This window comes from Herbaspirillum huttiense (assembly GCF_047300815.1).
Lineage (GTDB): Bacteria > Pseudomonadota > Gammaproteobacteria > Burkholderiales > Burkholderiaceae_D > Herbaspirillum > Herbaspirillum huttiense_A.
Genome location: NZ_CP178608.1, coordinates 5,142,736 through 5,165,304, shown reverse-complemented (window position 1 = coordinate 5,165,304; position 22,569 = coordinate 5,142,736). Strand labels below are relative to the sequence as shown.

27 protein-coding genes are annotated in these 22,569 nt (G+C 63.8%); 11 read left to right on the top strand and 16 right to left on the bottom strand.

The annotated features are described in order from the left end of the window. Window positions 1-25: 25 nt before the first annotated feature. A complete protein-coding gene (locus ACLRDN_RS23695) occupies window positions 26-925 on the bottom strand; it encodes a DMT family transporter (protein WP_413458268.1) in 900 nt (299 codons plus the stop codon). Window positions 926-1,145: 220 nt separating this feature from the next. On the opposite strand from ACLRDN_RS23695, the gene ACLRDN_RS23690 reads away from it, so the two are divergent. The 8 genes from ACLRDN_RS23690 (at window position 1,146) to ACLRDN_RS23655 (ending at window position 6,045) form a co-directional block, all read left to right on the top strand. Beyond that, complete coding sequence (locus tag ACLRDN_RS23690) at window positions 1,146-1,769, top strand: glutathione S-transferase family protein (protein WP_413458267.1); 624 nt, start codon at window positions 1,146-1,148, stop codon at window positions 1,767-1,769. A 367-nt stretch (window positions 1,770-2,136) separates the two neighbouring features. Then, the gene (locus ACLRDN_RS23685; protein ID WP_413458266.1) at window positions 2,137-2,550 is read left to right on the top strand and encodes a PAAR domain-containing protein; all 414 of its coding nucleotides are present in this window, start codon (window positions 2,137-2,139) and stop codon (window positions 2,548-2,550) included. Further along, on the top strand, window positions 2,550-3,044 hold the full coding sequence (locus ACLRDN_RS23680; RefSeq protein WP_413458265.1) for a DUF4123 domain-containing protein: 495 nt from the start codon (window positions 2,550-2,552) through the stop codon (window positions 3,042-3,044). Before ACLRDN_RS23685 ends, ACLRDN_RS23680 begins: the two co-directional genes overlap by 1 nt. After that, entirely contained in the window at window positions 3,041-3,403 is a 363-nt protein-coding gene (locus ACLRDN_RS23675; RefSeq protein WP_413458264.1) for a hypothetical protein, read from the top strand. Before ACLRDN_RS23680 ends, ACLRDN_RS23675 begins: the two co-directional genes overlap by 4 nt. After that, window positions 3,400-3,984: a restriction endonuclease fold toxin 5 domain-containing protein gene (locus ACLRDN_RS23670; RefSeq protein WP_413458263.1), complete on the top strand. Its 585-nt coding sequence runs from the start codon at window positions 3,400-3,402 to the stop codon at window positions 3,982-3,984. Before ACLRDN_RS23675 ends, ACLRDN_RS23670 begins: the two co-directional genes overlap by 4 nt. A gap of 2 nt (window positions 3,985-3,986) precedes the next feature. After that, window positions 3,987-4,733 (top strand): Imm52 family immunity protein, encoded by a 747-nt coding sequence (locus tag ACLRDN_RS23665; protein WP_413458262.1) that lies wholly within the window; start codon window positions 3,987-3,989, stop codon window positions 4,731-4,733. After that, window positions 4,730-5,314 (top strand): restriction endonuclease fold toxin 5 domain-containing protein, encoded by a 585-nt coding sequence (locus ACLRDN_RS23660; protein ID WP_413458261.1) that lies wholly within the window; start codon window positions 4,730-4,732, stop codon window positions 5,312-5,314. The genes ACLRDN_RS23665 and ACLRDN_RS23660 overlap by 4 nt, the downstream gene beginning before the upstream one ends. Before the next feature lie 2 nt (window positions 5,315-5,316). Then, entirely contained in the window at window positions 5,317-6,045 is a 729-nt protein-coding gene (locus tag ACLRDN_RS23655; protein WP_413458260.1) for an Imm52 family immunity protein, read from the top strand. 112 nt (window positions 6,046-6,157) lie between these two features. Here the strand turns inward: ACLRDN_RS23655 and ACLRDN_RS23650 are convergent, their stop codons facing one another. Together ACLRDN_RS23650 and ACLRDN_RS23645 are read right to left on the bottom strand one after the other, a co-directional pair. Beyond that, window positions 6,158-6,310, bottom strand: a complete 153-nt coding sequence (locus tag ACLRDN_RS23650) for a hypothetical protein (RefSeq protein WP_413458259.1) — start codon at window positions 6,308-6,310, stop codon at window positions 6,158-6,160. A 180-nt stretch (window positions 6,311-6,490) separates the two neighbouring features. After that, a complete protein-coding gene (locus tag ACLRDN_RS23645; protein ID WP_413458258.1) occupies window positions 6,491-7,579 on the bottom strand; it encodes an NADH:flavin oxidoreductase/NADH oxidase in 1,089 nt (362 codons plus the stop codon). 125 nt (window positions 7,580-7,704) lie between these two features. On the opposite strand from ACLRDN_RS23645, the gene ACLRDN_RS23640 reads away from it, so the two are divergent. Beyond that, window positions 7,705-8,037, top strand: a complete 333-nt coding sequence (locus tag ACLRDN_RS23640; protein ID WP_413458257.1) for an ArsR/SmtB family transcription factor — start codon at window positions 7,705-7,707, stop codon at window positions 8,035-8,037. A gap of 15 nt (window positions 8,038-8,052) precedes the next feature. Here ACLRDN_RS23640 and ACLRDN_RS23635 read toward each other — a convergent pair whose 3' ends face one another. The 5 genes from ACLRDN_RS23635 to ACLRDN_RS23615 form a co-directional block, all read right to left on the bottom strand. Then, window positions 8,053-8,484: a hypothetical protein gene (locus ACLRDN_RS23635; RefSeq protein WP_039784766.1), complete on the bottom strand. Its 432-nt coding sequence runs from the start codon at window positions 8,482-8,484 to the stop codon at window positions 8,053-8,055. Window positions 8,485-8,640: 156 nt separating this feature from the next. After that, window positions 8,641-9,915 (bottom strand): c-type cytochrome, encoded by a 1,275-nt coding sequence (locus tag ACLRDN_RS23630; RefSeq protein WP_413458256.1) that lies wholly within the window; start codon window positions 9,913-9,915, stop codon window positions 8,641-8,643. A gap of 14 nt (window positions 9,916-9,929) precedes the next feature. Further along, the gene (locus tag ACLRDN_RS23625; RefSeq protein ID WP_413458255.1) at window positions 9,930-11,702 is read right to left on the bottom strand and encodes a GMC family oxidoreductase; all 1,773 of its coding nucleotides are present in this window, start codon (window positions 11,700-11,702) and stop codon (window positions 9,930-9,932) included. 53 nt (window positions 11,703-11,755) lie between these two features. Further along, window positions 11,756-12,469 carry a gluconate 2-dehydrogenase subunit 3 family protein gene (locus tag ACLRDN_RS23620; RefSeq protein WP_413458254.1) on the bottom strand — a complete coding sequence of 238 codons (714 nt, stop codon included), beginning with the start codon at window positions 12,467-12,469 and terminating at the stop codon, window positions 11,756-11,758. Next, on the bottom strand, window positions 12,466-12,642 hold the full coding sequence (locus ACLRDN_RS23615) for a hypothetical protein (RefSeq protein WP_413458253.1): 177 nt from the start codon (window positions 12,640-12,642) through the stop codon (window positions 12,466-12,468). The genes ACLRDN_RS23620 and ACLRDN_RS23615 overlap by 4 nt, the downstream gene beginning before the upstream one ends. A gap of 265 nt (window positions 12,643-12,907) precedes the next feature. Between ACLRDN_RS23615 and ACLRDN_RS23610 the strand changes: the two genes are divergently transcribed. After that, window positions 12,908-13,429, top strand: coding sequence for a GNAT family N-acetyltransferase (locus tag ACLRDN_RS23610; protein ID WP_121041083.1), 522 nt, complete (start codon window positions 12,908-12,910; stop codon window positions 13,427-13,429). An 84-nt stretch (window positions 13,430-13,513) separates the two neighbouring features. On the opposite strand, the gene ACLRDN_RS23605 is transcribed toward ACLRDN_RS23610, so the two are convergent. Both ACLRDN_RS23605 and ACLRDN_RS23600 read right to left on the bottom strand, forming a co-directional pair. After that, entirely contained in the window at window positions 13,514-15,151 is a 1,638-nt protein-coding gene (locus ACLRDN_RS23605; protein WP_413458252.1) for a DUF3300 domain-containing protein, read from the bottom strand. A gap of 137 nt (window positions 15,152-15,288) precedes the next feature. After that, window positions 15,289-15,621, bottom strand: a complete 333-nt coding sequence (locus tag ACLRDN_RS23600) for a hypothetical protein (protein ID WP_413458251.1) — start codon at window positions 15,619-15,621, stop codon at window positions 15,289-15,291. A gap of 8 nt (window positions 15,622-15,629) precedes the next feature. Between ACLRDN_RS23600 and ACLRDN_RS23595 the strand changes: the two genes are divergently transcribed. Continuing rightward, complete coding sequence (locus tag ACLRDN_RS23595) at window positions 15,630-16,517, top strand: LysR family transcriptional regulator (RefSeq protein WP_413458250.1); 888 nt, start codon at window positions 15,630-15,632, stop codon at window positions 16,515-16,517. A 9-nt stretch (window positions 16,518-16,526) separates the two neighbouring features. On the opposite strand, the gene ACLRDN_RS23590 is transcribed toward ACLRDN_RS23595, so the two are convergent. From ACLRDN_RS23590 to ACLRDN_RS23565, 6 genes are all read right to left on the bottom strand, one after another. Beyond that, entirely contained in the window at window positions 16,527-17,537 is a 1,011-nt protein-coding gene (locus ACLRDN_RS23590) for an SIS domain-containing protein (protein WP_413460441.1), read from the bottom strand. Then, entirely contained in the window at window positions 17,530-18,657 is a 1,128-nt protein-coding gene (gene nagA / locus ACLRDN_RS23585; RefSeq protein ID WP_413458249.1) for an N-acetylglucosamine-6-phosphate deacetylase, read from the bottom strand. The genes ACLRDN_RS23590 and nagA overlap by 8 nt, the downstream gene beginning before the upstream one ends. Next, the gene (locus ACLRDN_RS23580; RefSeq protein ID WP_413458248.1) at window positions 18,654-19,571 is read right to left on the bottom strand and encodes a BadF/BadG/BcrA/BcrD ATPase family protein; all 918 of its coding nucleotides are present in this window, start codon (window positions 19,569-19,571) and stop codon (window positions 18,654-18,656) included. The genes nagA and ACLRDN_RS23580 overlap by 4 nt, the downstream gene beginning before the upstream one ends. A 3-nt stretch (window positions 19,572-19,574) precedes the next feature. Then, window positions 19,575-20,708, bottom strand: coding sequence for an ABC transporter ATP-binding protein (locus tag ACLRDN_RS23575; protein ID WP_121041073.1), 1,134 nt, complete (start codon window positions 20,706-20,708; stop codon window positions 19,575-19,577). Window positions 20,709-20,723: 15 nt separating this feature from the next. Further along, window positions 20,724-21,578 (bottom strand): carbohydrate ABC transporter permease, encoded by an 855-nt coding sequence (locus ACLRDN_RS23570; RefSeq protein ID WP_121041374.1) that lies wholly within the window; start codon window positions 21,576-21,578, stop codon window positions 20,724-20,726. Between the two features lie 73 nt (window positions 21,579-21,651). Further along, window positions 21,652-22,566 (bottom strand): carbohydrate ABC transporter permease, encoded by a 915-nt coding sequence (locus tag ACLRDN_RS23565; protein ID WP_134134117.1) that lies wholly within the window; start codon window positions 22,564-22,566, stop codon window positions 21,652-21,654. Window positions 22,567-22,569 lie beyond the last annotated feature (3 nt).

Here is a 22,569-nt window from a genome sequence, read left to right as displayed (position 1 = left end):
CCTTTTTGTTTGGGTCAGCCTCGAATCAGGCCGCCACTTTCTTGTCCTTGGCAGCGGCTGCCGGTTTGGCCCGCAAGGCGGTGGCGGTGGCGATGAGCACGATGGCGATGCCGGTCACGGTGCCTACGGTCACCGGTTCATCCAGCAGCAGCCAGGCCCACAGCGAAGCCGTCATCGGCACCAGGAAGGTCACGGTGATGGCCTTGGTCGCTCCTTCGGCGGCAATCAGTTGGAAGAACAGTGCATAAGCGATACCGGTACAGACCACGCCCAGCACCAGTACAGACAACAGCGCAGGGAGGGTGCCGGCCTGCAGCGCATGCGGCATCGACGGCGCTGCCAGCGGCAGCAGGCACAGGGCCGCGGCGAACTGGCTGCCGGTGGCCATGGCGATGGGCGGGATGCCGCCGGCGCGCATGCGCGTGAAGGTGGCCGCAAAACCATAGCTGACCGCCGCACCCATGGCCGCCAGCACCCCGGCGATCACCAGGGCATCGACCGGCGCCGGGCCGATGCCCACCAGCACCGCCACACCGACCAGGCCCAGCACGAAGGCACCGGTACGCACCAGGCTCAGCCGTTCACCCAGCAGCAGGAAACCGAACATGGCCGTGAAGATCGGTGCCAGCGAATTCATGGTGGCCATGTAAGCCGAGGGAATGTGCAGCGCCGACCAGGCAAAGAGCGCGAAGGGTAGCGCGGTATTGAAGATGCCGATCACCAGGTAGGGCAGCCAGTTGCGGCGCCACTGCAGCGGCACCCCGCGCATGCGGGCAAAGGCCAGCAGCGACAGCGTGGCCAGCGAGGCACGCCCGAAGGTGGTCAGCATGGGACCGAAGACCGGAGCGGCAATGCGCATGAGCATGAAGCTGGTGCCCCAGATGGCAGCCAGCAGCAACAGCTTGGCAATGTTGGAGGAAGACATGGGCGTGGGCGGTACCGCAGCGAGGGCGGCAGGAATGGCCAGTGGGAGGACGATTGTACGGCCACTTCCGAAAGCCGTCCCGGTACAGTTGGCGGCTTTGTACCGGGCCACTTGGCTGCAGCGCAACAGACACACGGGAGGATGACGGGGAACTGTGCATGTCACCGTACCGGCACACCTGCTAGGCTTGCATCTTTGATCCCCCTGTACAGGAGCCTGCATGCTGACGATCTACGGCCGTGACAATTCCATCAACGTACGCAAGGTCCTGTGGGCCTGCAGCGAGCTGGACATTGCCTTCGAGCGGCAGGACTGGGGTATTGGTTTCAAATCGACCAGCGAGCCTTCCTTCGTTGCCATGAATCCCAATGCGATGGTGCCGGTGATCGATGATGGCGGCTTCGTGCTGTGGGAGTCCAACAGCATCTTGCGCTATCTCGCCGGGCAATATGGCGGCGGTACGCTGTATCCACAGGAACCGCGTCTGCGCGCGCGCATCGACCAGTGGATCGACTGGCAGGCCAGCGACCTCAACCGCAGCTGGAGCTATGCCTTCATGGCGCTGGTGCGCAACTCGCCCGAGCATGGCGATGCGCTGCAACTGGCGGCTTCCATCGCCGGCTGGACACGCTTCATGCAGGTGCTGGAACATCAGTTGCAGCACAGTGGCGGTTTCGTGGCGGGGCCTGCATTCACGCTGGCCGATATTCCGGTCGGGCTGTCGGTCAATCGCTGGTTCGGCACGCCCTTGGTGCATGCGCCCTTGCCGGCCGTGGCAGCTTATTACGAGCGCCTCAGCGAGCGGCCCGGGTTCCGTGCCTACGGCCGCAACGGCATGGCCTGATGGCGGCGGGCGCGGTACACTGCGGCCTTGCGCATGCGCGCCCATTTCCGTCCTGCAGGTTCACCATGGCCACCCGAAAGAAAAAACTGCTCTTCCTTGCCGCCTTCCTTGGCTGTCTGCTGCTGGCCAGCGTTCCCTTGTGGACTTTGCTGTTTTACTGATTTGTTTTGATTGCTTGCGCCTGCCTCGAAAAGGTATCAGGCGTTACTAAAAATACTTCCATAATTCGCTCTTCTTTTCTGCCCCATGCGGGCCGATGCGTCTTGTCCCGGCATGATGTGCGGCCTTGCTGCGGCGCTGGCTGAAGGCCTTTCCGGATTCTTTGCTTCGCCCTGCGGCTGACGTCATTACTGCAGAGGAGGAGCGCATGCCAAAAGCCTTCATCACCATCGGGGACAGGACCAGCCACGGCGGCACGGTCATCTCCGGCGATCTCACTTTCATGGTCCACGGCAAGCCGGTGGCGCGCGTGGGCGACCAGACGGTCTGCCCCCGGTGCGAGGGGACCTTCGCCATCACTACCGGCGCAGGCGACATGTTCTCGCTCGGCGCGGCTGTGGCACGCCACGGTGACCGCACCGCCTGCGGCGCCACACTCATCGCCAGCCAGGCTACCAGCACGCATGCCGAGGGCCGGATCGCCAGTCCGGAATTCCTGGCCGCTGAGGCCGAGGTAGCCAAGGCCGGCGCCAGCAATGCTGCATCGGCCGATTCCGGCATCTGCCTGAGCTGCATGCGCGATGCTGCCGTCAGCGGCGCCACCCTGCTGGTGCGCAGCTGATGGCCGCCGACGTCATGAAACGACTGGCCGAGGCCAGGAAGACCATGCCGGCATTGCAGCTGTACGCCCTCGTGGACGGACTGCACTACGAGTCCTGCACGAATGCGGCGCTACGGGCGGCGCCGGGCGTCATTTCACTATTTGCCGACACTGTGGATGCGCATCTGGCGCCCGCCGGGCCCTGGCTGCTGGCGGCCGAGAAGCTGTCCCCCGCGTTGCTGGAGCAGATCAGCCGCCTGGAAGCCATGGCTCCTGCGGTTTCCTGGATCATCGGCCCGCAGGATCTGCAGGGCCTGGCGCAACTATTGCGCTTGTGCATGCAGATGAGCTTGCCCGACGGACGCACTGCACTGCTGCGTTTTTGGGATCCGCGTGTATTGGCCGCAGCAGCGCGTGACCTGAAGGCAGCGCAGCGCCATACGCTCTTCGGCCACCTGTTTGAATGGCACCTGCTGCTCGATGGCCGCCGGGTTCACATCGGGAGGCCGACATGATCCGCCTCGATGAAGACGACCTGGCGCGTTTGCGTGCACGTGATACCGAACATTTCATTGCCGCCGTGGCCGACCAGTTCCTGGCCGAGCGTGCCGACCTGCAGCGCGTACCTGGCCGCAGCGAGGTGATCCGGCGCATGCGCGAGGCCTATGCGCATGGTTTGTCGCTGGGCTTCGGTACGCTGTCCCACCTGATTTACATGATGTATCTGTCGGCCGATTGGCCGGGCCTGTTCCGTCGTCCGGGCACCGTGCGTTACCTTCGCCGCCCGGGTGCCACGCCCGAACAAAGGCTCGATGACATGATCGCCGTCCTGCACAAGCTGGCCGCGCCGCAAGATGGGGAGCGCAAAACATGATCGCTCCCGTCGTGGCGGTACCGCTGCTCAGCAGCGAGATTCTCGGATGGATAGGGCTGGGTGCGTCGGCGGCTGCAGCCGGTGCCGGGGCGGCCATTTACAGCAGTTCGCGCAGGGCTGAAGAGGCCAAGTCTTCCCCATTGAGTCAGGCCGATGTACTCAAGAAAGATCAGTCTTGCAAACGCTGTCCGCCCGCAGCGGGGAGCCTGGTGCCTCGCAACTGGCACATGTCTGAAGAGGCGCGGGCCTATCAGGCGCGCGTGACCGGGTTTGCACCCTATACCGAGTGGGCCTTCGATGACATTGATTTCGATGGATTCCAGCTCGGCCCGTGTCTGCTGCAAGAGGCCAAGGGACGCTACGCGCAGTTCTTTGACAAGAAAACGGAGAAGCCCAAGGTCTTTTATTCCTTCACGGGATACAAAAAATTACTGAAGCAAGCCGATACGCAAAGCAATGCGGTCACAAGAGCGTCTCCAGCCCGCTTGCAATGGTATTTGCAAGATAAGCCGGTATTTGATCATTTGACCAAGGTCTTCACCCAAGCAGGCTTTCTTATCCGCACCATTCACTTACCTTGATCATGAATCTTGATATCGACTTTGCATACTCTCCGGACCTCCACAACTTGCCAACCGCCTCCGAACACTTTGTCATTTTGTGGAAGATCGCACTTCTTCTCGACACCGTCGGCATGCCGCTGGAAGATTGGTGCCCGCCGGCTGATACGCCGGAAGATGCCCGCCGCAACCAGGCATTTGACAGGGACGGCCCGACACCCGCTGCACTGGCCATTGTGGAAGAGGAGGAGCGCAGTGATCCTGCCAACGGCTTTCGTTATCTTGGTATCTGGAACGGCTACGAAGAAGAAGGCGGCTCCTCCATCCTGCTGGGATTGAAGCAGACCAATGGTCCCGGCAATTGCACTTTCCGCCTGCAGGCGCAGGCGGTGCCTGCCCTGAGTCGGAAGGCCAATCTGGTCAAGGTTCTCACCGGGCTTTCGCTGCAGTGGCAACCTCCCTTCATCGTGGTCGATCCTGGCAACTATGGCACGCGTCAAAAGGTTTTCGCCGATCGCCCCGGCGCCGGATGGCTGCTGTATCTGCCAGGCAGGATCACGCGCGCCCAGGTCCCCGAGGCGGCCGAGCTGCTGCCGGTATTGAATGAGGATGGTCAGCAGCGCGGCACCATCATCGTCTCGGTGGGGGGCGATGCGTTTGACGAAGAAAATCCCGATCACATCCAGACCGCCAACGCCATCGAAATCCGCCTGGCCGATCAGGACCTGTTGCCGCGCTACCGAGCCTTGATCTCAGCGAGGACGCCATGATTGCCCCCGTCGTGGCGGTACCGCTGATCAGCAGCGAGATTCTTGGATGGATAGGGCTGGGTGCATCGGCCGCTGCAGCCGGTGCCGGGGCGGCCATTTACAGCAGTTCGCGCAGAGCCGAAGAGGCCAAGTCCTCCCCATTGAGTCAGGCCGATGTACTCAAGAAAGATCAGTCCTGCAAGCGCTGTCCCCCCGCAGCGGGGAGCCTGGTGCCACGCAACTGGCACATGTCTGACGAGGCGCGGGCCTATCAGGCGCGCGTGACCGGGTTTGCGCCCTATACCGAGTGGGCCTTCGATGACATTGATTTCGATGGATTCCAGCTCGGCCCGTGTCTGCTGCAAGAGGCCAAGGCACGGTATGCGCAGTTTTTTGACAGAAAGACGGGTGAGCCCAAATTCTTCTATGGATTGAAGGGATACCCGAATCTGTTGAAACAAGCCGCCGCGCAGAGTGCGACGGTATTGAAGTCCAGTCCTGCCCACTTGTGCTGGTACGTGCAGGATCATTTGGTCTTTCGTCATCTGAGCGAGGTCTTTCCTGCCAACAAGCTCGCCATCCAACTTTTCCATAAGCCATGATCATGTATCTTGTCATCAACTTTGCCTTTGCTTCAACGCTCGCCACCTTGCCCAGCGCATCCGAACATTTCTCCATACTGTGGAAAGTCGCGGTTCTTTTGGACGCTGTGGGCATGCCGCTGGACGACTGGTGTCCTCCAGCTGATACGCCGGAAGATGCCCGGCGCATCCAGGCATTTGAAAGAGACGGCCCTACACGCGCTGCACTGGCCATTGTGGAAGAGGATGAGCGCAATGATCCTGCCAACGGCTTTCGTTATCTTGGTATCTGGAACGGCTATGAAGAAGAGGCCGGTTCAGCCATCCTTCTTGGTTTGACTGTTGCAGATGATTCCGGCAATTCCACTTTCCGCCTGCAGGCACAAGCAGTTCCTGCGCTTTGTCAGAAGGCCAATCTGATCAAGGTGCTGACGGGGCTCTCGTTGCAATGGCATCCTCCCTTCATCGCTGTCGATCCTGACGGATATGGCATGCGCCACAAGGTCTTCGCCGATCGTCCCGGCGCCGGATGGCTGCTGTATCTGCCAGGCAGGATCACGCGCGCCCAAGTCCCCGAGGCCGCCGAGCTGCTGCCGGTATTGAATGAGGATGGAGAGCAACGCGGCACCATCATCGTCTCGGTGGCGGGCGATGCGTTTGACGATGAAAATCCCGATCACATCCAGGCCGCCAACGCCATCGAAATCCGCCTGGCCGACCAGGACCTGCTGCCACGCTACTCCGCCCTGTAAGGCTGGCGCAAAAAAAATCCCCGGGTCCGACGACCAGGGGGGCAACATCATTTCATCGCGATTCAGGCAGACACACACCAGGCGGCACCGGACATGGTGCCGTCCCGCTCGCTCAATACGGCAGCCGATGGGGCGGCAGGCTGGCACGGCTGGACAGCGGATGATGCCGCCAGCGCGCTTCGGCCAACAGATAGATGCCCGTTGCCGACAACGCAACGGTCACCAGCGTAGAGAGAACGGCAGTCAGCAGGAAGGTGGTGAACATGATGATCTCCTCAAGACGACTTCATCTTAGGAGAAAGCACCGCCCGTGGCTCTAGTGATTTTCCCTAGAAAACAAACAAGCCGCTCAGGCAATCCCTGAGCGGCTTGCAGGCCGGCAATGCTGTCATCCTTTCATGCTGCCAAGGCTGCAAGCCCCGCAGCACGATGCCGCATCAGTTCATCAATAACGTTCCAGCCAGTGCGCGTAAGGTGCCGGCAGCGTCCAGGAAGGGCGCTCCACGCCCAGTTCCTTGGCGGCCTGATAAGTCCAGTGCGGGTTGGCCAGGTGCGAACGGCCCACCATCACCAGGTCGAGCTGGCCCTCCTTGACGGCGCGCTCGGCCAGTTCCGGCGTGCCGAAACCCCAGGCGGAAGACACCGGCACGCCAGCTTCTTCGCGCACGCGCTTGGCGATCGGACCGAGGAAGGCCGGGCCCCAGGGGATCTGCACTTCCGCAATGGTGAAGCCGATGGTCACGCTGATCATGTCCATGCCAATCTCCTTGAACTGGCGCACCACGCCGATGGAGTCGACCAGCGTCTGCTCGTCGCGGCCATCGTATTCCAGCACGCCGAAGCGCACCGTCAGGGCCAGGTGTTCCGGCCACACCTCACGCACGGCGCGCAGGGTTTCCAGCAGGAAGCGGGCGCGGTTTTCGACGCTGCCGCCATAGATGTCATCACGCTGGTTGGAATGCGCCGAGAAGAAGCTCTGGCCCAGGTAGCCGTGGGCGAAGTGCAGCTCCAGCCATTCGAAGCCGGCATCACGGGCGCGGATGGCGGCATCGACGAAGTTCTGGCGCACGCGGGCGATGTCGTCCAGGCTCATGGCCTTGGGCACCTTGGGCAAGCCCTTGCCGAAAGCAATCGCGGACGGGGCGATGGTGTCCCAGCCGCGGGCATCGTCGGCCGCGATATGGTCGTCGCCTTCCCAAGGACGATTGGCGCTGGCCTTGCGGCCGGCGTGGCCGATCTGGATGCCGGGCACGGCACCGGCGGCCTTGATGGCTTGCACCACCGGCACGAAGGCTTGCGCCAGCTCGTCCGACCAGATGCCGGTGCAGCCCGGCGTGATGCGGCCTTCCGGGGCCACGGCGGTGGCCTCCACGATCACCAGGCCGGCACCGCCACGGGCGATGCTGGCGTAATGCGACAGGTGCCATTCGTTGGCCTTGCCGTCCACCGCCATGTACTGGCACATGGGCGGGACGGCGATGCGGTTGCGCAGGTTCAGGTCCTTGAGCTTGAAGGGAGTAAAGAGAGCAGACATGGGTGGCTTCTTGTCAATGATGAAGATGAAATCAACAAGCACTGCACTGGCACAGCACTCGCTTCGGTTGTTCGTAAATATTCGAACTATGGAAGGAGTATAACCCAGGGTGTATCATCCTGCAGATGCGTCCCTACAAACATCCCGAGATTGCCGAGTTCGTGCTGGAGCGCGTGCTCTACGCGCTGAGCGATTCGATCCGCCTGGAGATCGTGCGCCACCTGGCGCGCGTGGAATGTGCGACCTGCGGCGAACTCGATGGCGGTCGTCCCAAGTCCACCGTCTCGCACCACTTCAAGGTCTTGCGCGAAGCCGGCCTGGTGCGTACCGAGAGCAATGGCACCGCCCACATCAACACCTTGCGCAGCGCTGATATCGAGCAGCGTTTTCCGGGTTTGCTGTCGGCCATCCTGGCCCAGCACGACAAGTTGCCGGCCCGCCGCAAGAAAGCGGCCTGAAGCCTTACCGGCCGCTCAGAGCTTGCCGGCCTTGACGTCGGCGTCCACTGCCACGAAGGCGGTGGCCATCGCGTACTGTTCTGCCTCCACCGAGGTATTGCCGCGAAAGTCCTCGCACACCACGCGCCGGAAGGCGACCGGGTTGTCATTGCGATGCAGCTGGTAACTGCCGACCCAGGTGCCGTCGATCTGTTCCCTGCTGCTGACCCGGATGAAATAGCCGTGATGCTCGGCCACGTCATTGTCGAGCTGGGTATCGATCACCGCACGCGCGTAACCCACACCGGCCACCTGTGCCGAGGCCACCGAAGCGAAGGGATTGCCGTGCAGGCCGGGGGCCGGTTCGCCATCGATCTGCACGGTGCAAAGGACGTCGCCATCGCGTTGCTGCGTGCAGGAGACGCTGATGTGCTTGCCGCGATAAGTGGCACCGTAGGTGGGGAGCATGCGTGCTTTCAAGAAGAATTGCCTGGGCGCTATAGTGGCGCGATCGTTCATCGTGGTCAATCAACTTGCAGCCAGCATGGCGTGACAGCCGCGTAAAAAAGGCCCGCATGGTGCCATGCGAGCCTTTTTTTTCACAGCGACGATTTGCGCAGCAGGTCAGGACCCGTGCTTGGCCAGGCCCTCGCGCATGCGGCGCACTTCCTTCTCCGACACGGCCCCTGCCTGGTTGCTCCAGCCCTGGCGCACGAAGCTGGCCAGTTCCGCCGCTTCCTTGTCGGAGAGGCGATGGGCAAAGCCCGGCATGACCAGGATCGACGGCGCCTTCTCGGTGGAGGGCGTGCGCGCGCCAGCCAGGATCACGTGCAGCAATGCGCTGGGATTGTCTGCGTTGACCACGGTCGCGCCATCGAGTACCGGGAAGATGCCCGGCGCGCCCTTGCCATTGACGAAGTGGCAGGCCGCGCAGTTGTCCAGGTACAGGCGCTCGCCCAGGCTCAGGTCCTTGGCGGCCGTGAGTTTCTTCGCGGTTGCCTCGGCCCCTTGCGGCGTGACGCGGCCGCTGCTGGCGGAGGCCACCGGCGAGAGCGTCTTGAGGTAAGCCGCGATGGACTGCAGGTCCTCCGGCTTGAGGTGCGCGGTGCTGTGTTCCACCACCAGGCTCATCTCGCCGGCCACCGAGGCGGTCTTGTTGCGGCCGGTCTGCAGGTAGTCGACGATGTCCTGCGCGCTCCAGTGCGGCATGCCGCGCAGCGACGGCACGGCCCAGCCATTGAGGTCGCCGCCCGAGAGGAACTGCGCCTGGCTGCTGTCGCTGGCCTTCTCGTTCATGGCGAACCCGCGCGGGGTGTGGCAACTGCCGCAGTGGCCCAGGCCCTCCGCCAGATAGGCACCGCGCTTGATCTCGGCGCTCCAGCCGTCCTGTTCCTTGAACGGTTTGTCATTGGCGAAGAAGACATTCCACAGCTTCATCCCCCAGCGGATGTTGAACGGGAAACTCATGCTGCTGGCCGGCGGCGTGGCGGCCACCGGTTTCACCCCTTGCATGAAGTAGGTGTAGAGGGCGTGGATGTCCTCGTCACTCACCTTGGCATAGCTGGGGTAGGGCATGGCCGGATAGAGCTGCGTGCCATCAGCGCGCACGCCGTGGCGCACGGCAGCGGAGAACTGGGCTTCGCTGTAGTCGCCGATGCCGTGTTCCTTGTCCGGCGTGATGTTGGTGGAGTAGATGATGCCGTGGCCGCTGTCGATGGCCAGTCCGCCCGAATAGGCCGGCTTGCCGGCAGCGCTGTGGCAGGCCATGCAGTCGCCGGCACGCGCCAGGTATTGGCCGCGTGCCACCGTATCCTGATCGGCTGCCTGCGCCACATTGAACACACCCAGCACGCCCAGCGACAACGCCAGTCCGGCCAGCAATGAAGTCATTTTTTTCATGTTCTCTCCCCCCTTCATGCCTGGACCAGCGGGCCGGGATTCTTCAGGTACTGCGTCTTGATGGCGTGCGCGGCCATGAGCGTGATGGCGCCGATGGTGGCCGTCGGATTGGCCTGGAAGTTCTGCGGGAAGGCATTGCCGCCGGGGACGAAGACGTTGTGCACATCCCAGGATTGCAGGTACTTGTTCAAAGCCGAATCGCGCGGCGAATCGCCCATGATCGCGCCGCCCACGTTGTGGGTGGACACGTACTTGGTGATGTCCCAATGCGAATCCAGGGCCAGGAAACTTTCCGACATGTGGTCCGGATTGAGCTCCTTGGAAATCTTGAGCACGATGTCGCGCAGGTAGCGTTGCAGCTTCAGTTCGTTCTGGCGCCAGTCGAAGGTCATGCGCAACAGCGGCTGGCCCCACGGATCCTTGTAGTTCGGATCCAGGTCCAGGAAGTGGCCGCGATAGGACATGCAGGTGGTGGTGATGCTGATCTTCATGGAATGGTCGTACCAGTCGATCATGCCTTCCTTCCAGCCGCGTCCCCAGCTGGGCGTGCCCGGCGGCAGCGCCGTGCCGATCGGTGCGCCCGAGGCTTGCGAGCTGTGGATCTTGGCACCGCCGATGAAGCCCAGCTTGATGCCATCGTCGAAGTTGCCGGGCGAGATGTCGTTGAACATTTCGCCGGTGGCACCGGCCGTGGCAAAGGAATTGAAGTGCTTGTCCTTGAAGAACAGCGTCGCCCCGCCATTGGAGAGGAAGGCATAGTTGCGGCCGATGACACCGGTCTCGGTGATCGGGTCATAGGGCTTGCCGATGCCCGAGAGCAGCATCAGGCGCACGTTGGCGAACTGGAAGCTGGAGAGGATCACGATCTTGGCCGGCTGGAACACTTCCTTCATGTTCTCGTCGATGTAGGTCACGCCGCGTGCGGTCTTCTTGTCCGCGTGCAGGTCCACGCGGATGACGTTGGCGTTGACCTTGTAATCGAAGTTGGGCAGGCGCTTGACCACATCCAGGATGGTGGTCTGCGGCGAGGCCTTGGAATAGTTCAGGCAGGGATACTTGCTGCAGAAACCGCAATAGTTGCAAGGTGCAATTTGTGCACCATACGGATTGGTCCAGGCCTGCGAGACATTGGCCGAGGGATTGGGGAAGGGATGGTAGCCCAGCTTGCGCGCCACGTCGGCGAACAGGGTGTTGTTGTAGGTGTCGTGCAGCGCCGGCAGCGGATAGGGGTTCGAGCGCGGTCCTTCGAAGGGATCGCCGCCCGGCTGGATCTGGCCGCGCAGGTTGCCGGTACTGCCCGACAGGCCGCAGACCTTGTCGAAGAAATCGTAGTGCGGCTCGATCTCGTTCCAGGTGAAGGGGAAATCCTTGATGCGCATCTCTGGGTCGAGACTGCTGTGCTTGTAGGCCTGGTCGGCGTAGGTCTTGAGCTTGAGGTCAGTGGGCGTGGCGCGGATCAGCACCGCCGTCCAGTGCAGGCCCGAGCCGCCCACCCCGGTACCGGGCGCAAAGGCGCCCCACTTGCGGGTCGGCAGCGCCTGCTGCGCGGTGTTGTAGCGCACGGTCAGCGCAGCATCGCGCGGGGTGGCGAAGACCTTGTTGCGGGTGGCGTAGCCGTACTGGTCGGCCGGCTTGGGATAGGCGAAGTCTTCGGGCGGACGGTCCGGGCCGCGCTCCAGGGCGCGTACCTTCAGGCCGGCCTGGGCCAGTTCGATGGCCATCAGGGAGCCGGCCCAGCCGAGGCCGACGATGACGACATCGACGTCGTCGTTGGTAATGTTAGGCATTGAATTAAGTCAGTAAGAGGTTGCAGGCGTGAACGAGGAGACGGGGCCGTGCATCAGGCGCGCTTGCCCGACAGGCTCACCGGTCCCAGCGGATACTTCACGTTGTGCTGGTCCACCCATTCGGTATAGGCCGCACGCGCGCCGGGGAAGCCGATGGCGACCCAGGCCTTCATGTCCTTGTTGCCGCCGTACATGGGATCGGCCAGGTAGCCGTTCTTGGTATCGCCCAGCAATTGCCCGAAGAACTGCGACGGCTTCATCGCCTTCTCGCCCAGCGCGGCAAAGTCCGCACCGTTCTTCTGCAGCGAGGTCAGCAGGGCATCCTTGTCCTTGGCGTCGAGCTGCTCGAAGCGCTTGCCGTGCTGTTGCTGGCTGATCTGCTGGGTCAGCTCGATGCCGATGCGGTAGACGTCCTGCGGCGCATAGGGAATCTGGAAGCCCAGCGTGGCCGGTGCGTCCGTCTGGTGCGGTCCCTGCTGGTAGATGTCGCTGCCCAGGCCGGCATGCAATTGCTGGTCGATGAAGACCGGTACATTGGTTTCCAGCGCGCCGGGCCCGCGCCCTTCGGCGGGGATCAGGCGATCGCAGGCGGCCAGGATGAAGAGCCATTGGGCGGCATTGAAGAACACCGGCTTGTAGTGTTGCAGCTCGATGCCTTCCAGGCCATCGGCCCGGGCCTGCTTGAGCAGGGGCAGCGAGACTAGCGGCACGGCCGCTGCGGTGGCCGCGAGGACGGCACGCCGCGAGGGACTGAACTTGGTGGTCATGGTGGGAGCAAAGTGGAGTGGGTGGAAAACAAGCTGCGCGAGGCATCGGCACACGGACGCATCGGGCAGGACTGCGCCGGCCACGACCGCTGCACGGCACGCGCGCCGGCACCCGCACCGCCGCGTGGAGCGGCCTGCACAGGATGGGTCGTCGGGGCAATGGAAGCGGTCATGGGGCGCAATCTCAGAGTGGGTCAACGCGTCTCCGATCTTGCGTCCAGCCTGCGGGGCTGGCATTTCTTGTGGTTCCCGGTCCTGGCCACGGTCGATCAGGCCAGGCGGGTTGCTCTATGGATGAGCGCAGGCATTTTAACACCTCTAGTTGTCAGATGTCTTAAGACGCTGCCGCCCGGCAAGATCCTCCCGTGGCCGTCTTCGGCTACACTGCTCATCCGCAGCATTGTCGCTGCAGAACCCGAACTCCGAGACCGAGACACCATGCAGATCCGCGACGCTACTCCTGCCGACATTCCTGGCATCACCCTGATCTTCAACGACGCCGTGGTCAACACCACCGCCATCTGGAGCGACAAGCTGGTGGACGACCAGAACCGCCAGGACTGGCTGGCGGCCCGCCGCCAATTGGGCTATCCGGTCCTGGTGGCGGTGGAGGGCGACAAGGTGCTGGGCTATGCCAGCTTTGGTGACTGGCGTCCTTTCGATGGCTTCCGCCATTCGGTGGAACATTCGGTGTATGTCCACAAGGATCACCGTGGCGAAGGCCTGGGCGTGGCCCTGATGCAAGCCCTGATCCCGCGTGCCCGCGCCGTCGGCAAACACGTGATGGTGGCCGCCATCGATGCCAGCAACGTCGGCTCCATCGCCCTGCACAAGAAGCTGGGCTTCGAACAGGTCGGCCACATGCCGCAGGTCGGCACCAAGTTCGGCAAGTGGCTGGACCTGGCCTTCCTGCAACTGACGCTGGACCAGCGCACCGATCCGGACAACATCGGCAGCTGATTGCCGCAGCGTCAAACAAGAAGGGCCGCTTTCTAGCGGCCCTTCTTGTTTGTACACAGGGAGGAGAGGAGGGCGCTGGCGGCCTCAGCCGTTGTGCTTTTCTCCCTCGTGCTTCTCGCCTTCATGCTTGTCGTTGGCGTGTTTGTCTGCCTCGTGTTTGGCGGGTTCATGCCTGGGCTCGGCATGGGTCTCCTGCGCATGGGGCGCCCCTTTCTGCTCGTGCTGTGCGGGACGTTCTTCACGCGGTGGCTGGGCAGCGGCATGGGCCTGCATCGGGGGATGGGCATTTTCCTGCTTCATCGCCCCGATCTTTCTTTGTTCGGTCTGCTGGCGGGCTTGCTGTGCCTGCGCACGTTCATGCGCTGCCTGCTGCTCCTTCTGCGCGCGCTGCTCCTGTTGCTGCTGCAGTTGACGTTGCTCCTGTTGCTCACGCTGGGCCTGCATGGCCACTTGCTGGTGTTGCCGCGCCTCCTGTTGCTGCGCCACTTCCTTCTGCTGTACCTGCTGCGCGTGGGCAGTGGCCAGCTCAGGCTTCTGCTGTGGCACCTGGGCATGCTGCACCGGCATCGCCCCCGGGCGTGCATCGCTGGTGGTGAAGTGCGGCATGCTCATGGCGGCCGGTGCCACTGGTTCGCGGTGATTGTCGATGCGGGTCTGGCTGATGAGATTGCGCTGGTCGACGTTACGCACGTTGTTCACATTGCTGACGTTGTTCACGTTGTTGTTGACCACGCGCGTATTGTTGACCGTCACGTTGTTGTTGGTCACGCGGTTGATCACCGTCGTGGAGTGCGAGACATAGGTGGTGTTCTTGTACACCACGGCCGGGCGCTGCCAGTCGCCGGACGGACGATCGCCGCCGCCACCGCCCCAGTGCATGCCCCAGTCATGCCAGCCCCAGTCACCATGATGGCTGATGGCTTCGCCCACGAATACGCCCACGCCAAAGGACAGCGCACCCACCACCACTTCATTGGCCACCGGGCTGGGTGGGCGATACGCATAGCCCGGATAGACCGGCACCGGCGGACCGTAGACCACGGCCGGATTGTAGGCCGGCACATAGACCCGGTCGGGCTGGCTGGATTCGATCACGATGGTCTGCGGCGGCGGCGGGATCACCGGGGCACCGGCATAGACGGTGCGCGGCTCGGGCGCGTTCTCCACCCGCACGGTCTCGCTGCTGCGGGCCGTGCTGACCACCTTGAGCTGCGAGGAACTCTTGAGATTGCCCGCCTGCTGCGCGCGCAGGCGCAGGGCCTGGATGGCGTTCATCACGTCGTTGGGGTCATTGACGAAGGCGTCGCCCAGCGCGCGTGTCCAGTCCGGGTTGGCGGCCATCTGGGACAGCACCGCCGGGAACAGGGTGAGCGATTTCACGCTGACGTCCCAGGGTTCCTTGTCTTCGGCCGCCTGCAGGATATCGCCCTTGAGCGCGCCGTTCTGACCCAGCCACTGGTTGGCCGCGACGACCTGGTCAGGGTAGGTGGCCCCGGCCAGCACCTGTGCCACCAGCTTGTCCGGGAACAGGGCAATGGGTGCCACCATCTGCGACAGTTGATCTGCCGTGGGCGGGGTGTAGGGCGGCGTGACCGGTGCTGCCGGTGCTGCCGCTGCCGTGGGCGGCGTGGCGTCCTGCTTCTGGCAGGCCGAGAGGGCCAGCACTGCACCGAGCAGCGAAGCCGAGACGATGAGGGCGGAAGATCTGCTTCTTGTTGTCATGATGAAATCCTCGATCCGTGCCGAAGCAGGAAAATGACGTTGCGATAGCCAGGCTAACGGCAGGCGCGGCTACCCAGTTGACGACAAAATTGTGATGGGATGTAACCGTGCGAGGCCAGCCAGGGCCGCGCACATTGTTAGGATTCGAGCACGGTCCAGTTGAAAGGTTCGAGGCGAAGTGTTTCAGAATGCAGAGATCGCGTGATACGGGAAACTGACAAAGCACTGACTGAAAAGTCGCACCAGAAAAGAACATCCGGGCAATGACCTCTGTCAGCGTTTTGCAAGGAAGTGGCATTCTTCCAGCTAAATGCAACGATGCAACAAACGTCCAAGGAAATAAAAAAACTTAGTTTTTGGAGTCGCTGGAAAGAATGATCCGGCATCGGACTATCTCCCGCCCGCGATGATTTCATGCCGGAACGCACATGACTTAAAATGATGGAATCGTCATCAACCATGAGTTCCATTCAACATCATGCTGGACCGCATCCACCTCTCCATCGTGCAGGAAGTCGAACGCGAGGGCTCGCTCACGGCTGCGGCCGGTGTGCTGCACGTCACGCAATCCGCACTCAGCCACAGCATGAAGAAGCTGGAGCAGCAGCTGGGCACCGACATCTGGCTGCGTGAAGGCCGCCACCTGCGTCTGACGCAAGCCGGCCAATACCTGCTGGCCGTCGCCAACCGCGTGCTGCCGCAACTGAACCTGGCCGAAGAAAGATTGCGCCAGTTCGCCCAGGGCGAGCGCGGTGCGCTGCGCATCGGCATGGAATGTCACCCCTGTTACCAATGGCTGCTGAAAGTGGTGTCGCCTTATCTGGCCGCCTGGCCGGATGTGGATGTGGACGTAAAGCAGAAATTCCAGTTCGGCGGCATCGGCGCGCTCTTCGGTTACGAGATCGACCTGCTGGTTACGCCCGATCCGCTGGACAAGCCCGGCCTGGTGTTCGAGCCGGTGTTCGATTACGAACAGGTGCTGGTGGTGGCGGCCGACCATCCGCTGGCCGGCGCCGATTACATCAAGCCCAAACAATTGAACAACGAGGTGCTGGTGACCTATCCGGTGCCGGTGGACCGGCTCGACATCTACACCCAGTTCCTCGCGCCGGCCGGCATCGTGCCGCGCCGGCACAAGACCATCGAGACCACCGACATCATGCTGCAGATGGTAGCCAGCGGGCGCGGCGTGGCGGCGCTTCCGCGCTGGCTGGTGCTGGAATATGCCGAGCAGATGGAGATCGTGCCGGTGCGCCTGGGCAAGCAGGGCATCGCCAAGCACATCTACCTGGGCGCGCGTGAAAGCGATGTGGAGATCGATTACCTGCGCGCCTTCATCGAGCAGGCGCGGCAGGCACAGGGATGAACGGCGGACTTAGTTCGTCTTTGTGACTTTGTTGAGATGCCGCGGCCGGTCCGCATCCATCCCGCGCGCGGCGGACAATTGCGCCGCCATCACATAGAAAGCCTGGATCGCCACGATGGGATCGAGGTCCGGCGTGGCGGCCACCGGCAAGGTGAGATCGCGCTCGATCACCTCCTCGGGCGCCGCCAGCAAGACCCTGGCCCCGCGTGCGCGCATCTCGGCGGCCAGCGCCAGCATGCCCGCCTGCGAGGGCCCGCGCGTGGCAAACATCAGCAGCGGGTAACCATCTTCGATCAGGGCCATCGGCCCGTGCTTGATCTCCGCGCCGCTGAAGGCCTCGGCCTGGATGGCGCAGGTCTCCTTGCATTTGAGCGCAGCCTCCAGCGCCAGCGGGAAGCCGATGCCACGCCCCACGATCATGAGCCGATTGGCCGGGACCAAGGCCTCCACCGCTGCCGACCAGTCGCATTCACACGCCGCCCGCAGCGCCTCCGGCAGCTGCGCCAGTGCATCCAGAAACGCGGCATCATCCTGCCAATGCGCCGTCAGCAGGGCCCCCGCCACCAGGCTGGCGATGAAGCTCTTGGTCGCCGCCACGCTGGCTTCCACGCCCGCATGCAGCGGCAGGCTCCACTGCGCAGCCGCCGCCAGTGGCGAATCGGCCTGGTTGACCAGCGCCACCGTGCTGGCTCCCTGCGCGTGGAAATAGCGGATCGGTTCCACCACATCCGGACTCTGCCCGGATTGCGAGATGGCGATGGCCAGCGCATCGCGCACATGCAGCGGGGCCCGGTTCAGCGTCACCAGCGACATCGGCAGCGACGCCACGATACGGCCCAGGCGCGCCATGATGAGATAGGCGCAATAGGCGGCCGCATGGTCCGAACTGCCGCGCGCCACGGTAACGATGGACGCCGGTGGCGCAGCGCGCAGTTGCGCGCCCAGTGCGGCATAGCGGTCCTGGTCGCGGGTCAGCTGCACGGCCACGTAATCGGCCGCAGAGCGGGCTTCCTTAAGCATCAGCGAGGTCAATCTCTTCTCCTTCCACATAGACAGCCTTGAGGGCAAATTGCCGGTCCAGCACCACCACGTCGGCGTAGTGGCCGGTGGCCAGGCGGCCACGGTCGGCCAGGCCCAGGTAATCGGCGGCATAGGTCGAGGTCCGCAGCGAGGCTTCGGCCACGTCCATGCCCAGCGCAATGAGGTTGCGCAGCGCCTGGTCCATGGTCAGCACGCTGCCGGCCAACGTACCGTCGTCCAGCCGCACGCCGCCCGCACACTTGTGCACCACCTGCCGGCCCAGCGCATAGTCGCCATCGGGCATGCCGGCCGCCGCCGTGGAATCGGTCACGCAGAACAGGCGCGGGATGGAACGCAGTGCCGCGCGGATGGCGCCGGGGTGTACGTGCAGCAGGTCCGGAATCAGTTCGGCATACTGCGCATGGGCCAGCGCCGCACCGACCATGCCGGGCGCGCGATGATGAAAGCCGCTCATGGCATTGAACAGGTGCGTGAAGCCCGAGGCCCCATGCGCCAGCGCGGCCACCCCATCGTCATAGCTGCCGGCGGTGTGGCCGATCTGCACCTTCATGCCGCGATTGGCCAGCTTGCAGACCAGCTTCAGGTGGCCGTCCACTTCCGGGGCGATGGTGATGAGCTTGATCGGCGCCAGTCCGTCCAGATAATCCACCTGCTCAAGCGACGCCGCGATGGCGAAGTCGGGCTGCGCGCCCAGCTTGCCGGGGTTGATGTAAGGCCCTTCCAGGTGCACACCCAGCACGCGCGCATGGCCGGGCAGGCGGTTGTCGGTGGAGCTGCGGATGGCCTTCAACGCCACTTCCAGTTCCTCCAGTGGCGCGGTCATGGTGGTGGCCAGCAGACTCGTGGTGCCATGCCGTGCATGCAGGCGCGAGAGCACCTGCACCGCGTCGCCGCCTTCCATCACGTCACGTCCGCCGCCGCCATGCACGTGCAGGTCGATGAAGCCGGGCAGGACGTAGTCGCCTTCATCGATGACGCGCGGTTGTTGCCGCAGCGGGCGGCCGTCGATGGAGCGGATGCGCTGGTCGAAGACCATGCTGCCATGGGTCCAGCCGTGGGGAGTGAGCACGTTGCCGTGCAATTGGGTCAGTGCGTTCATGCCGGGGTCTCCTTGGGTTGCAGGGCGCGCCGCACCAGCAGCAGGGCACCGTCCACCGCATCGGCTTGCGGCGGCACGATGCGGGCCTGCTGGCGGCGTTCCAGGTAGGGCTGCAAGGCAGCGGCCAGTCCGCCGCACAGCGCCAGCGGCAGGCACTGTGCGGGGTCGAGGGTATCGATCATGCGGCTGATCTCGGCGGCCGCCGCCTGCAGGATGCTGCGGGCGGCCACATCGTCATGGGCATGCGCCACCACCGGCCGCGCTGCCCGGGCGAAGGCGGCCTGGTCGGCTTGCGCCAGCCAGTCCAGCAAGGTGGCGCGTTCATCGCGTGCCGGTTCGGCGGGCAGTTCCTTGCGGCACAGGTCCAGCACGGCGTCAGCCAGCGGCCCGCGATGGCTGCGGCCATCCAGTGCCAGCTGGGCATGGTGCAGGGCGCGCAGGCCCATCCAGCCGCCACTGCCATCGTCGCCGCTGGGAAAGCCCCAGCCATCGACCACGCGGCGGCTGCCATCCAGGTCCAGCGACAGGCCGATGGTGCCGGTACCGACCGCGATGATGGCACCGGGCGCGCCGCCATGCGCACCCAGCAAGGTGGCCACGCCATCGTTGACGATCTCCAGCACCCCGAAGGACGGCGCCTGTGCCCGAAAGTCGGCCGCCCACTGCGCCACGTTCTCGCCTGCGATGCCGATGCCGACGGCCAGCGCTTGATCGGCGGGACGCTGCAGTCCGGCGCTGGCAAAGGCATCCTCGATGGCCTGGCCGATGACGCGCCACGCCTGCGCTGCGCCGATGCGCAAGGCCGAACCCGGGCCGCTGGCCTGCGCCAGCACCTGCCCTTGCGGCGAGGCCAGCCGCACCAGGGTCTTGGTGCCGCCGCCATCGATGCCCACCAGATAGGCGATCGCGTCCATGGCTCAGTCCTCGGCGAGGCGACGCGCCGCCTGCAGGTTGCCGGGATTGCGCCGGCGCAGCGCCTGCCCCTGCGCATCGAAGAGATGGAAGGCGTGGCTTTGTACCGACAGCGCGATCAGCTCGCCGATGTGCACGCTGCGATTGCCGTCACCGCGCACCACGATGTCGTGGCCGCCTTCCAGCGTCACGTAGAGGAAGTTGGCTTCGCCCAGGTGTTCCACCAGGTTGACCACGCCGCGCAGCGGCTGGCCATCGCCCAGCCCTTCGCGGATCTGTTCGGCGCGCAGCCCCAGCGTGACGGCTGCACCCGGCGCGACACCCTGCGGATCGACATCAGCCAGCAGCCGCAGTCCGCCGGCGATTTCGACCTGTACGCCGCTGTCATCGCAGCGCGTGACCACGCCGGGGAAGAAATTCATCTTGGGGGAACCGATGAAACCGGCCACGAACAGGTTCTGCGGCTGCTGGTACAGCTCCAGGGGTGTGCCGGCCTGCTGGATGCGGCCCTCGTGCATGACCACGATCTTGTCGCCCAGGGTCATGGCCTCGACCTGGTCGTGCGTCACGTAGACGATGGTGGCCGCCAGTTGCCGGTGCAGCTTGGCGATCTCCAGCCGGGTCTGCACGCGCAGCGCGGCATCGAGATTGGACAGCGGTTCGTCGAACAGGAACAGGCGCGGCTGGCGCACGATGGCGCGGCCGATGGCCACGCGCTGGCGCTGGCCGCCCGAGAGTTCGCGCGGCAGGCGCTGCAGCAGGTGATCGATCTTGAGGATGGAGGCCGCATGGCGGATGCGCGCATCGATGTCGCTCTTGCTGCTGCCGGCCACCTTCAGCCCGAAGGCCATGTTCTTGTACACGTTCATGTGCGGATACAGTGCATAGCTCTGGAACACCATGGCGATACCGCGCTCGGCCGGCGGCAGGTGATTGACCACCTCGCCGCCGATGGCCAGTTCACCGCCGCTGATCTCTTCCAGCCCGCACAGCATGCGCAGCAGGGTCGACTTGCCGCAGCCGGAAGGCCCGACCAGCACGCAGAATTCGCCATCGCGGATATCGAGATTGAGCCCGGCCAGCACATCGGCGCGGCCATCGTAAGTCTTGCGCAATTGCTTGATGTTGACGTGTGCCATGAAGTCTCCTTTGAATTATTTGACGGCGCCTGATGTGAGGCCACGGATGAGCTGGCGCGAGAAGGCCATGTACAGGATCAGCACCGGGATGACCGCCATCGACAGCGCCGCTAGCACCGAATTCCAGTCGGTGGCGTATTGCCCGATGAACTGCTGCACCCCCAGCGTGACGGTACGGGTGTCTTCGCCGGGCGCGAGGATGAGCGGGAACCACAGGTCATTCCAGGCCGGGATCATGGTGAACACGGCCACGGTGGCGATGGCCGGACGCAGCAGCGGCAGGATCACGCGGAAGAAAATGCTCAGTTCACCCACGCCATCGCAGCGCGCCGCGTCCTTCAACTCGCCCGGGATCTGGCGCATGAATTCGGACAGGATCATCACCGCCAGCGGCAGCCCTTGCGCCGTGTAGACCAGCACCAGTGCAGTGCGCGTATTGATGAGGTCCAGCGCCACCACCAGTTGCAGGATCGAGACCGTGCCCAGCCGGATCGGGATCATGATGCCGATGGCGATGAAGAAGTTCAGTGCACGGTTGCCGAAGAAGCGGTACTCGGTGAGCGCCCAGGCCGCCATCGCGCCGAACAGTACGATCAGCAGCAGGGCGGCCAGTGTCACGGCCAGGCTGTTGCCGAAGTAGAGCAGGAAGTGGGTGCCTGCCAGTACCTTCTGGAAGCCGGCGAAGGTCAGCGTCTCGGCCGTGGGCAGGGCCATCGGGCCTTCGAAGATGGCATTGCGGGTCTTGACCGAATTGATGAGGATGAGCGCAATCGGGAACAGCGCGATCACCGCATACAGGCACAGCACCGCATGCACCCAGAGATGGCCGGCGGGGCCGAAGCTGCGTTGGATCAGCGAGGGTTTGCGCATGGTGGTCGGGATAGTTGCAGAAGTGGAAGAAGTGCCGACGGAAGAGGAAAGCTGCATGCCGTTCTCCCGGCCGTCACAGGGCATAGCGCGTCAGTCGACGCTGCACCATCACGAAATAGGCCCCCACGCCTGCCAGGATCACCAGGAACATCAGCGTCGCCACCGCCGCGCCCATGGTCGGGCTGCCGATCTGCGCCTGGTAGCCGAAGAAGGTGCGATAGAAGTAGGTGCCCAGCAGGTCGGAGGCGTAGTTGGGACCAGCCAGCGCGCCCTTGACCGAATAGATCAGGTCGAAGGCATTGAAGTTGGCCACGAAGGTGAGGATGGTCACCAGCCCCAGGGTCGGGTAGATCAGCGGCAGCTTGATCTGCCAGAAGATGCGCAGCCCGCTGGCGCCCTCGGCATGTGCCGCTTCCAGCACTTCTTCGGGTACCGCCAGCAGGGCGGCGTAGATCAGCATCATGGGAATGCCCACGTATTGCCACACCGAGATCAGCGACAGCGTCAGCAGTGCCGTCGATTCCTGCCCCAGCCAGGGCGCGAACCAGTCGGCCAGCCCGACCAGGCCCAGCAGTTTCTCGCCCACGCCCCACAGCGGCGAGAGGATCAGTTGCCAGATGAAACCGATGATCACCACCGACAGCAGCGTGGGCAGGAAGATCAGCGTGCGGTAGGTGCGCGCACCGCGCAATCCTTTGAGGCTGAAGAGCGAAGCCAGCAACAGGCCGATGGGATTTTGCAGGGCCATGTGGATGCAGAAGAACTTGACGTTGTTCCACATCGCATTCCAGAAGGCGGCCGACCAGTCGGGATCGAACAGGATGGTGCGGTAGTTGTCCAGGCCCACGAAGCTGCGCACGCCTGCATCATTGGCAGTGTAGAAGCCGAGGCGCAGGGTGTCGAGCAGGGGCAGGGCGCTGAAGAGCGCGTAGATCAGCACGGCGGGTGCAAGCAGCACCGCCAGTTGCCAGGCGCGGATGGTTTTCACGGA

Coding starts and splice junctions, on each gene's coding strand:
- ACLRDN_RS23590 (WP_413460441.1), bottom strand. CDS start 17,537: ATGCTTAAGGAAGCCCGCTCTGCGGCCGATTACGTGGCCGTGCAGCTG.
- ACLRDN_RS23605 (WP_413458252.1), bottom strand. CDS start 15,151: ATGACAACAAGAAGCAGATCTTCCGCCCTCATCGTCTCGGCTTCGCTG.
- ACLRDN_RS23595 (WP_413458250.1), top strand. CDS start 15,630: ATGCTGGACCGCATCCACCTCTCCATCGTGCAGGAAGTCGAACGCGAG.
- ACLRDN_RS23620 (WP_413458254.1), bottom strand. CDS start 12,469: ATGACCACCAAGTTCAGTCCCTCGCGGCGTGCCGTCCTCGCGGCCACC.
- ACLRDN_RS23635 (WP_039784766.1), bottom strand. CDS start 8,484: ATGCTCCCCACCTACGGTGCCACTTATCGCGGCAAGCACATCAGCGTC.
- ACLRDN_RS23600 (WP_413458251.1), bottom strand. CDS start 15,621: ATGGAACTCATGGTTGATGACGATTCCATCATTTTAAGTCATGTGCGT.
- ACLRDN_RS23650 (WP_413458259.1), bottom strand. CDS start 6,310: ATGTTCACCACCTTCCTGCTGACTGCCGTTCTCTCTACGCTGGTGACC.
- ACLRDN_RS23610 (WP_121041083.1), top strand. CDS start 12,908: ATGCAGATCCGCGACGCTACTCCTGCCGACATTCCTGGCATCACCCTG.
- ACLRDN_RS23690 (WP_413458267.1), top strand. CDS start 1,146: ATGCTGACGATCTACGGCCGTGACAATTCCATCAACGTACGCAAGGTC.
- ACLRDN_RS23655 (WP_413458260.1), top strand. CDS start 5,317: ATGTATCTTGTCATCAACTTTGCCTTTGCTTCAACGCTCGCCACCTTG.
- ACLRDN_RS23695 (WP_413458268.1), bottom strand. CDS start 925: ATGTCTTCCTCCAACATTGCCAAGCTGTTGCTGCTGGCTGCCATCTGG.
- ACLRDN_RS23630 (WP_413458256.1), bottom strand. CDS start 9,915: ATGAAAAAAATGACTTCATTGCTGGCCGGACTGGCGTTGTCGCTGGGC.
- ACLRDN_RS23580 (WP_413458248.1), bottom strand. CDS start 19,571: ATGGACGCGATCGCCTATCTGGTGGGCATCGATGGCGGCGGCACCAAG.
- ACLRDN_RS23680 (WP_413458265.1), top strand. CDS start 2,550: ATGGCCGCCGACGTCATGAAACGACTGGCCGAGGCCAGGAAGACCATG.
- ACLRDN_RS23660 (WP_413458261.1), top strand. CDS start 4,730: ATGATTGCCCCCGTCGTGGCGGTACCGCTGATCAGCAGCGAGATTCTT.
- ACLRDN_RS23575 (WP_121041073.1), bottom strand. CDS start 20,708: ATGGCACACGTCAACATCAAGCAATTGCGCAAGACTTACGATGGCCGC.
- ACLRDN_RS23670 (WP_413458263.1), top strand. CDS start 3,400: ATGATCGCTCCCGTCGTGGCGGTACCGCTGCTCAGCAGCGAGATTCTC.
- ACLRDN_RS23665 (WP_413458262.1), top strand. CDS start 3,987: ATGAATCTTGATATCGACTTTGCATACTCTCCGGACCTCCACAACTTG.
- ACLRDN_RS23675 (WP_413458264.1), top strand. CDS start 3,041: ATGATCCGCCTCGATGAAGACGACCTGGCGCGTTTGCGTGCACGTGAT.
- ACLRDN_RS23615 (WP_413458253.1), bottom strand. CDS start 12,642: ATGACCGCTTCCATTGCCCCGACGACCCATCCTGTGCAGGCCGCTCCA.
- ACLRDN_RS23570 (WP_121041374.1), bottom strand. CDS start 21,578: ATGCGCAAACCCTCGCTGATCCAACGCAGCTTCGGCCCCGCCGGCCAT.
- ACLRDN_RS23640 (WP_413458257.1), top strand. CDS start 7,705: ATGCGTCCCTACAAACATCCCGAGATTGCCGAGTTCGTGCTGGAGCGC.
- ACLRDN_RS23645 (WP_413458258.1), bottom strand. CDS start 7,579: ATGTCTGCTCTCTTTACTCCCTTCAAGCTCAAGGACCTGAACCTGCGC.
- ACLRDN_RS23685 (WP_413458266.1), top strand. CDS start 2,137: ATGCCAAAAGCCTTCATCACCATCGGGGACAGGACCAGCCACGGCGGC.
- ACLRDN_RS23625 (WP_413458255.1), bottom strand. CDS start 11,702: ATGCCTAACATTACCAACGACGACGTCGATGTCGTCATCGTCGGCCTC.
- nagA (WP_413458249.1), bottom strand. CDS start 18,657: ATGAACGCACTGACCCAATTGCACGGCAACGTGCTCACTCCCCACGGC.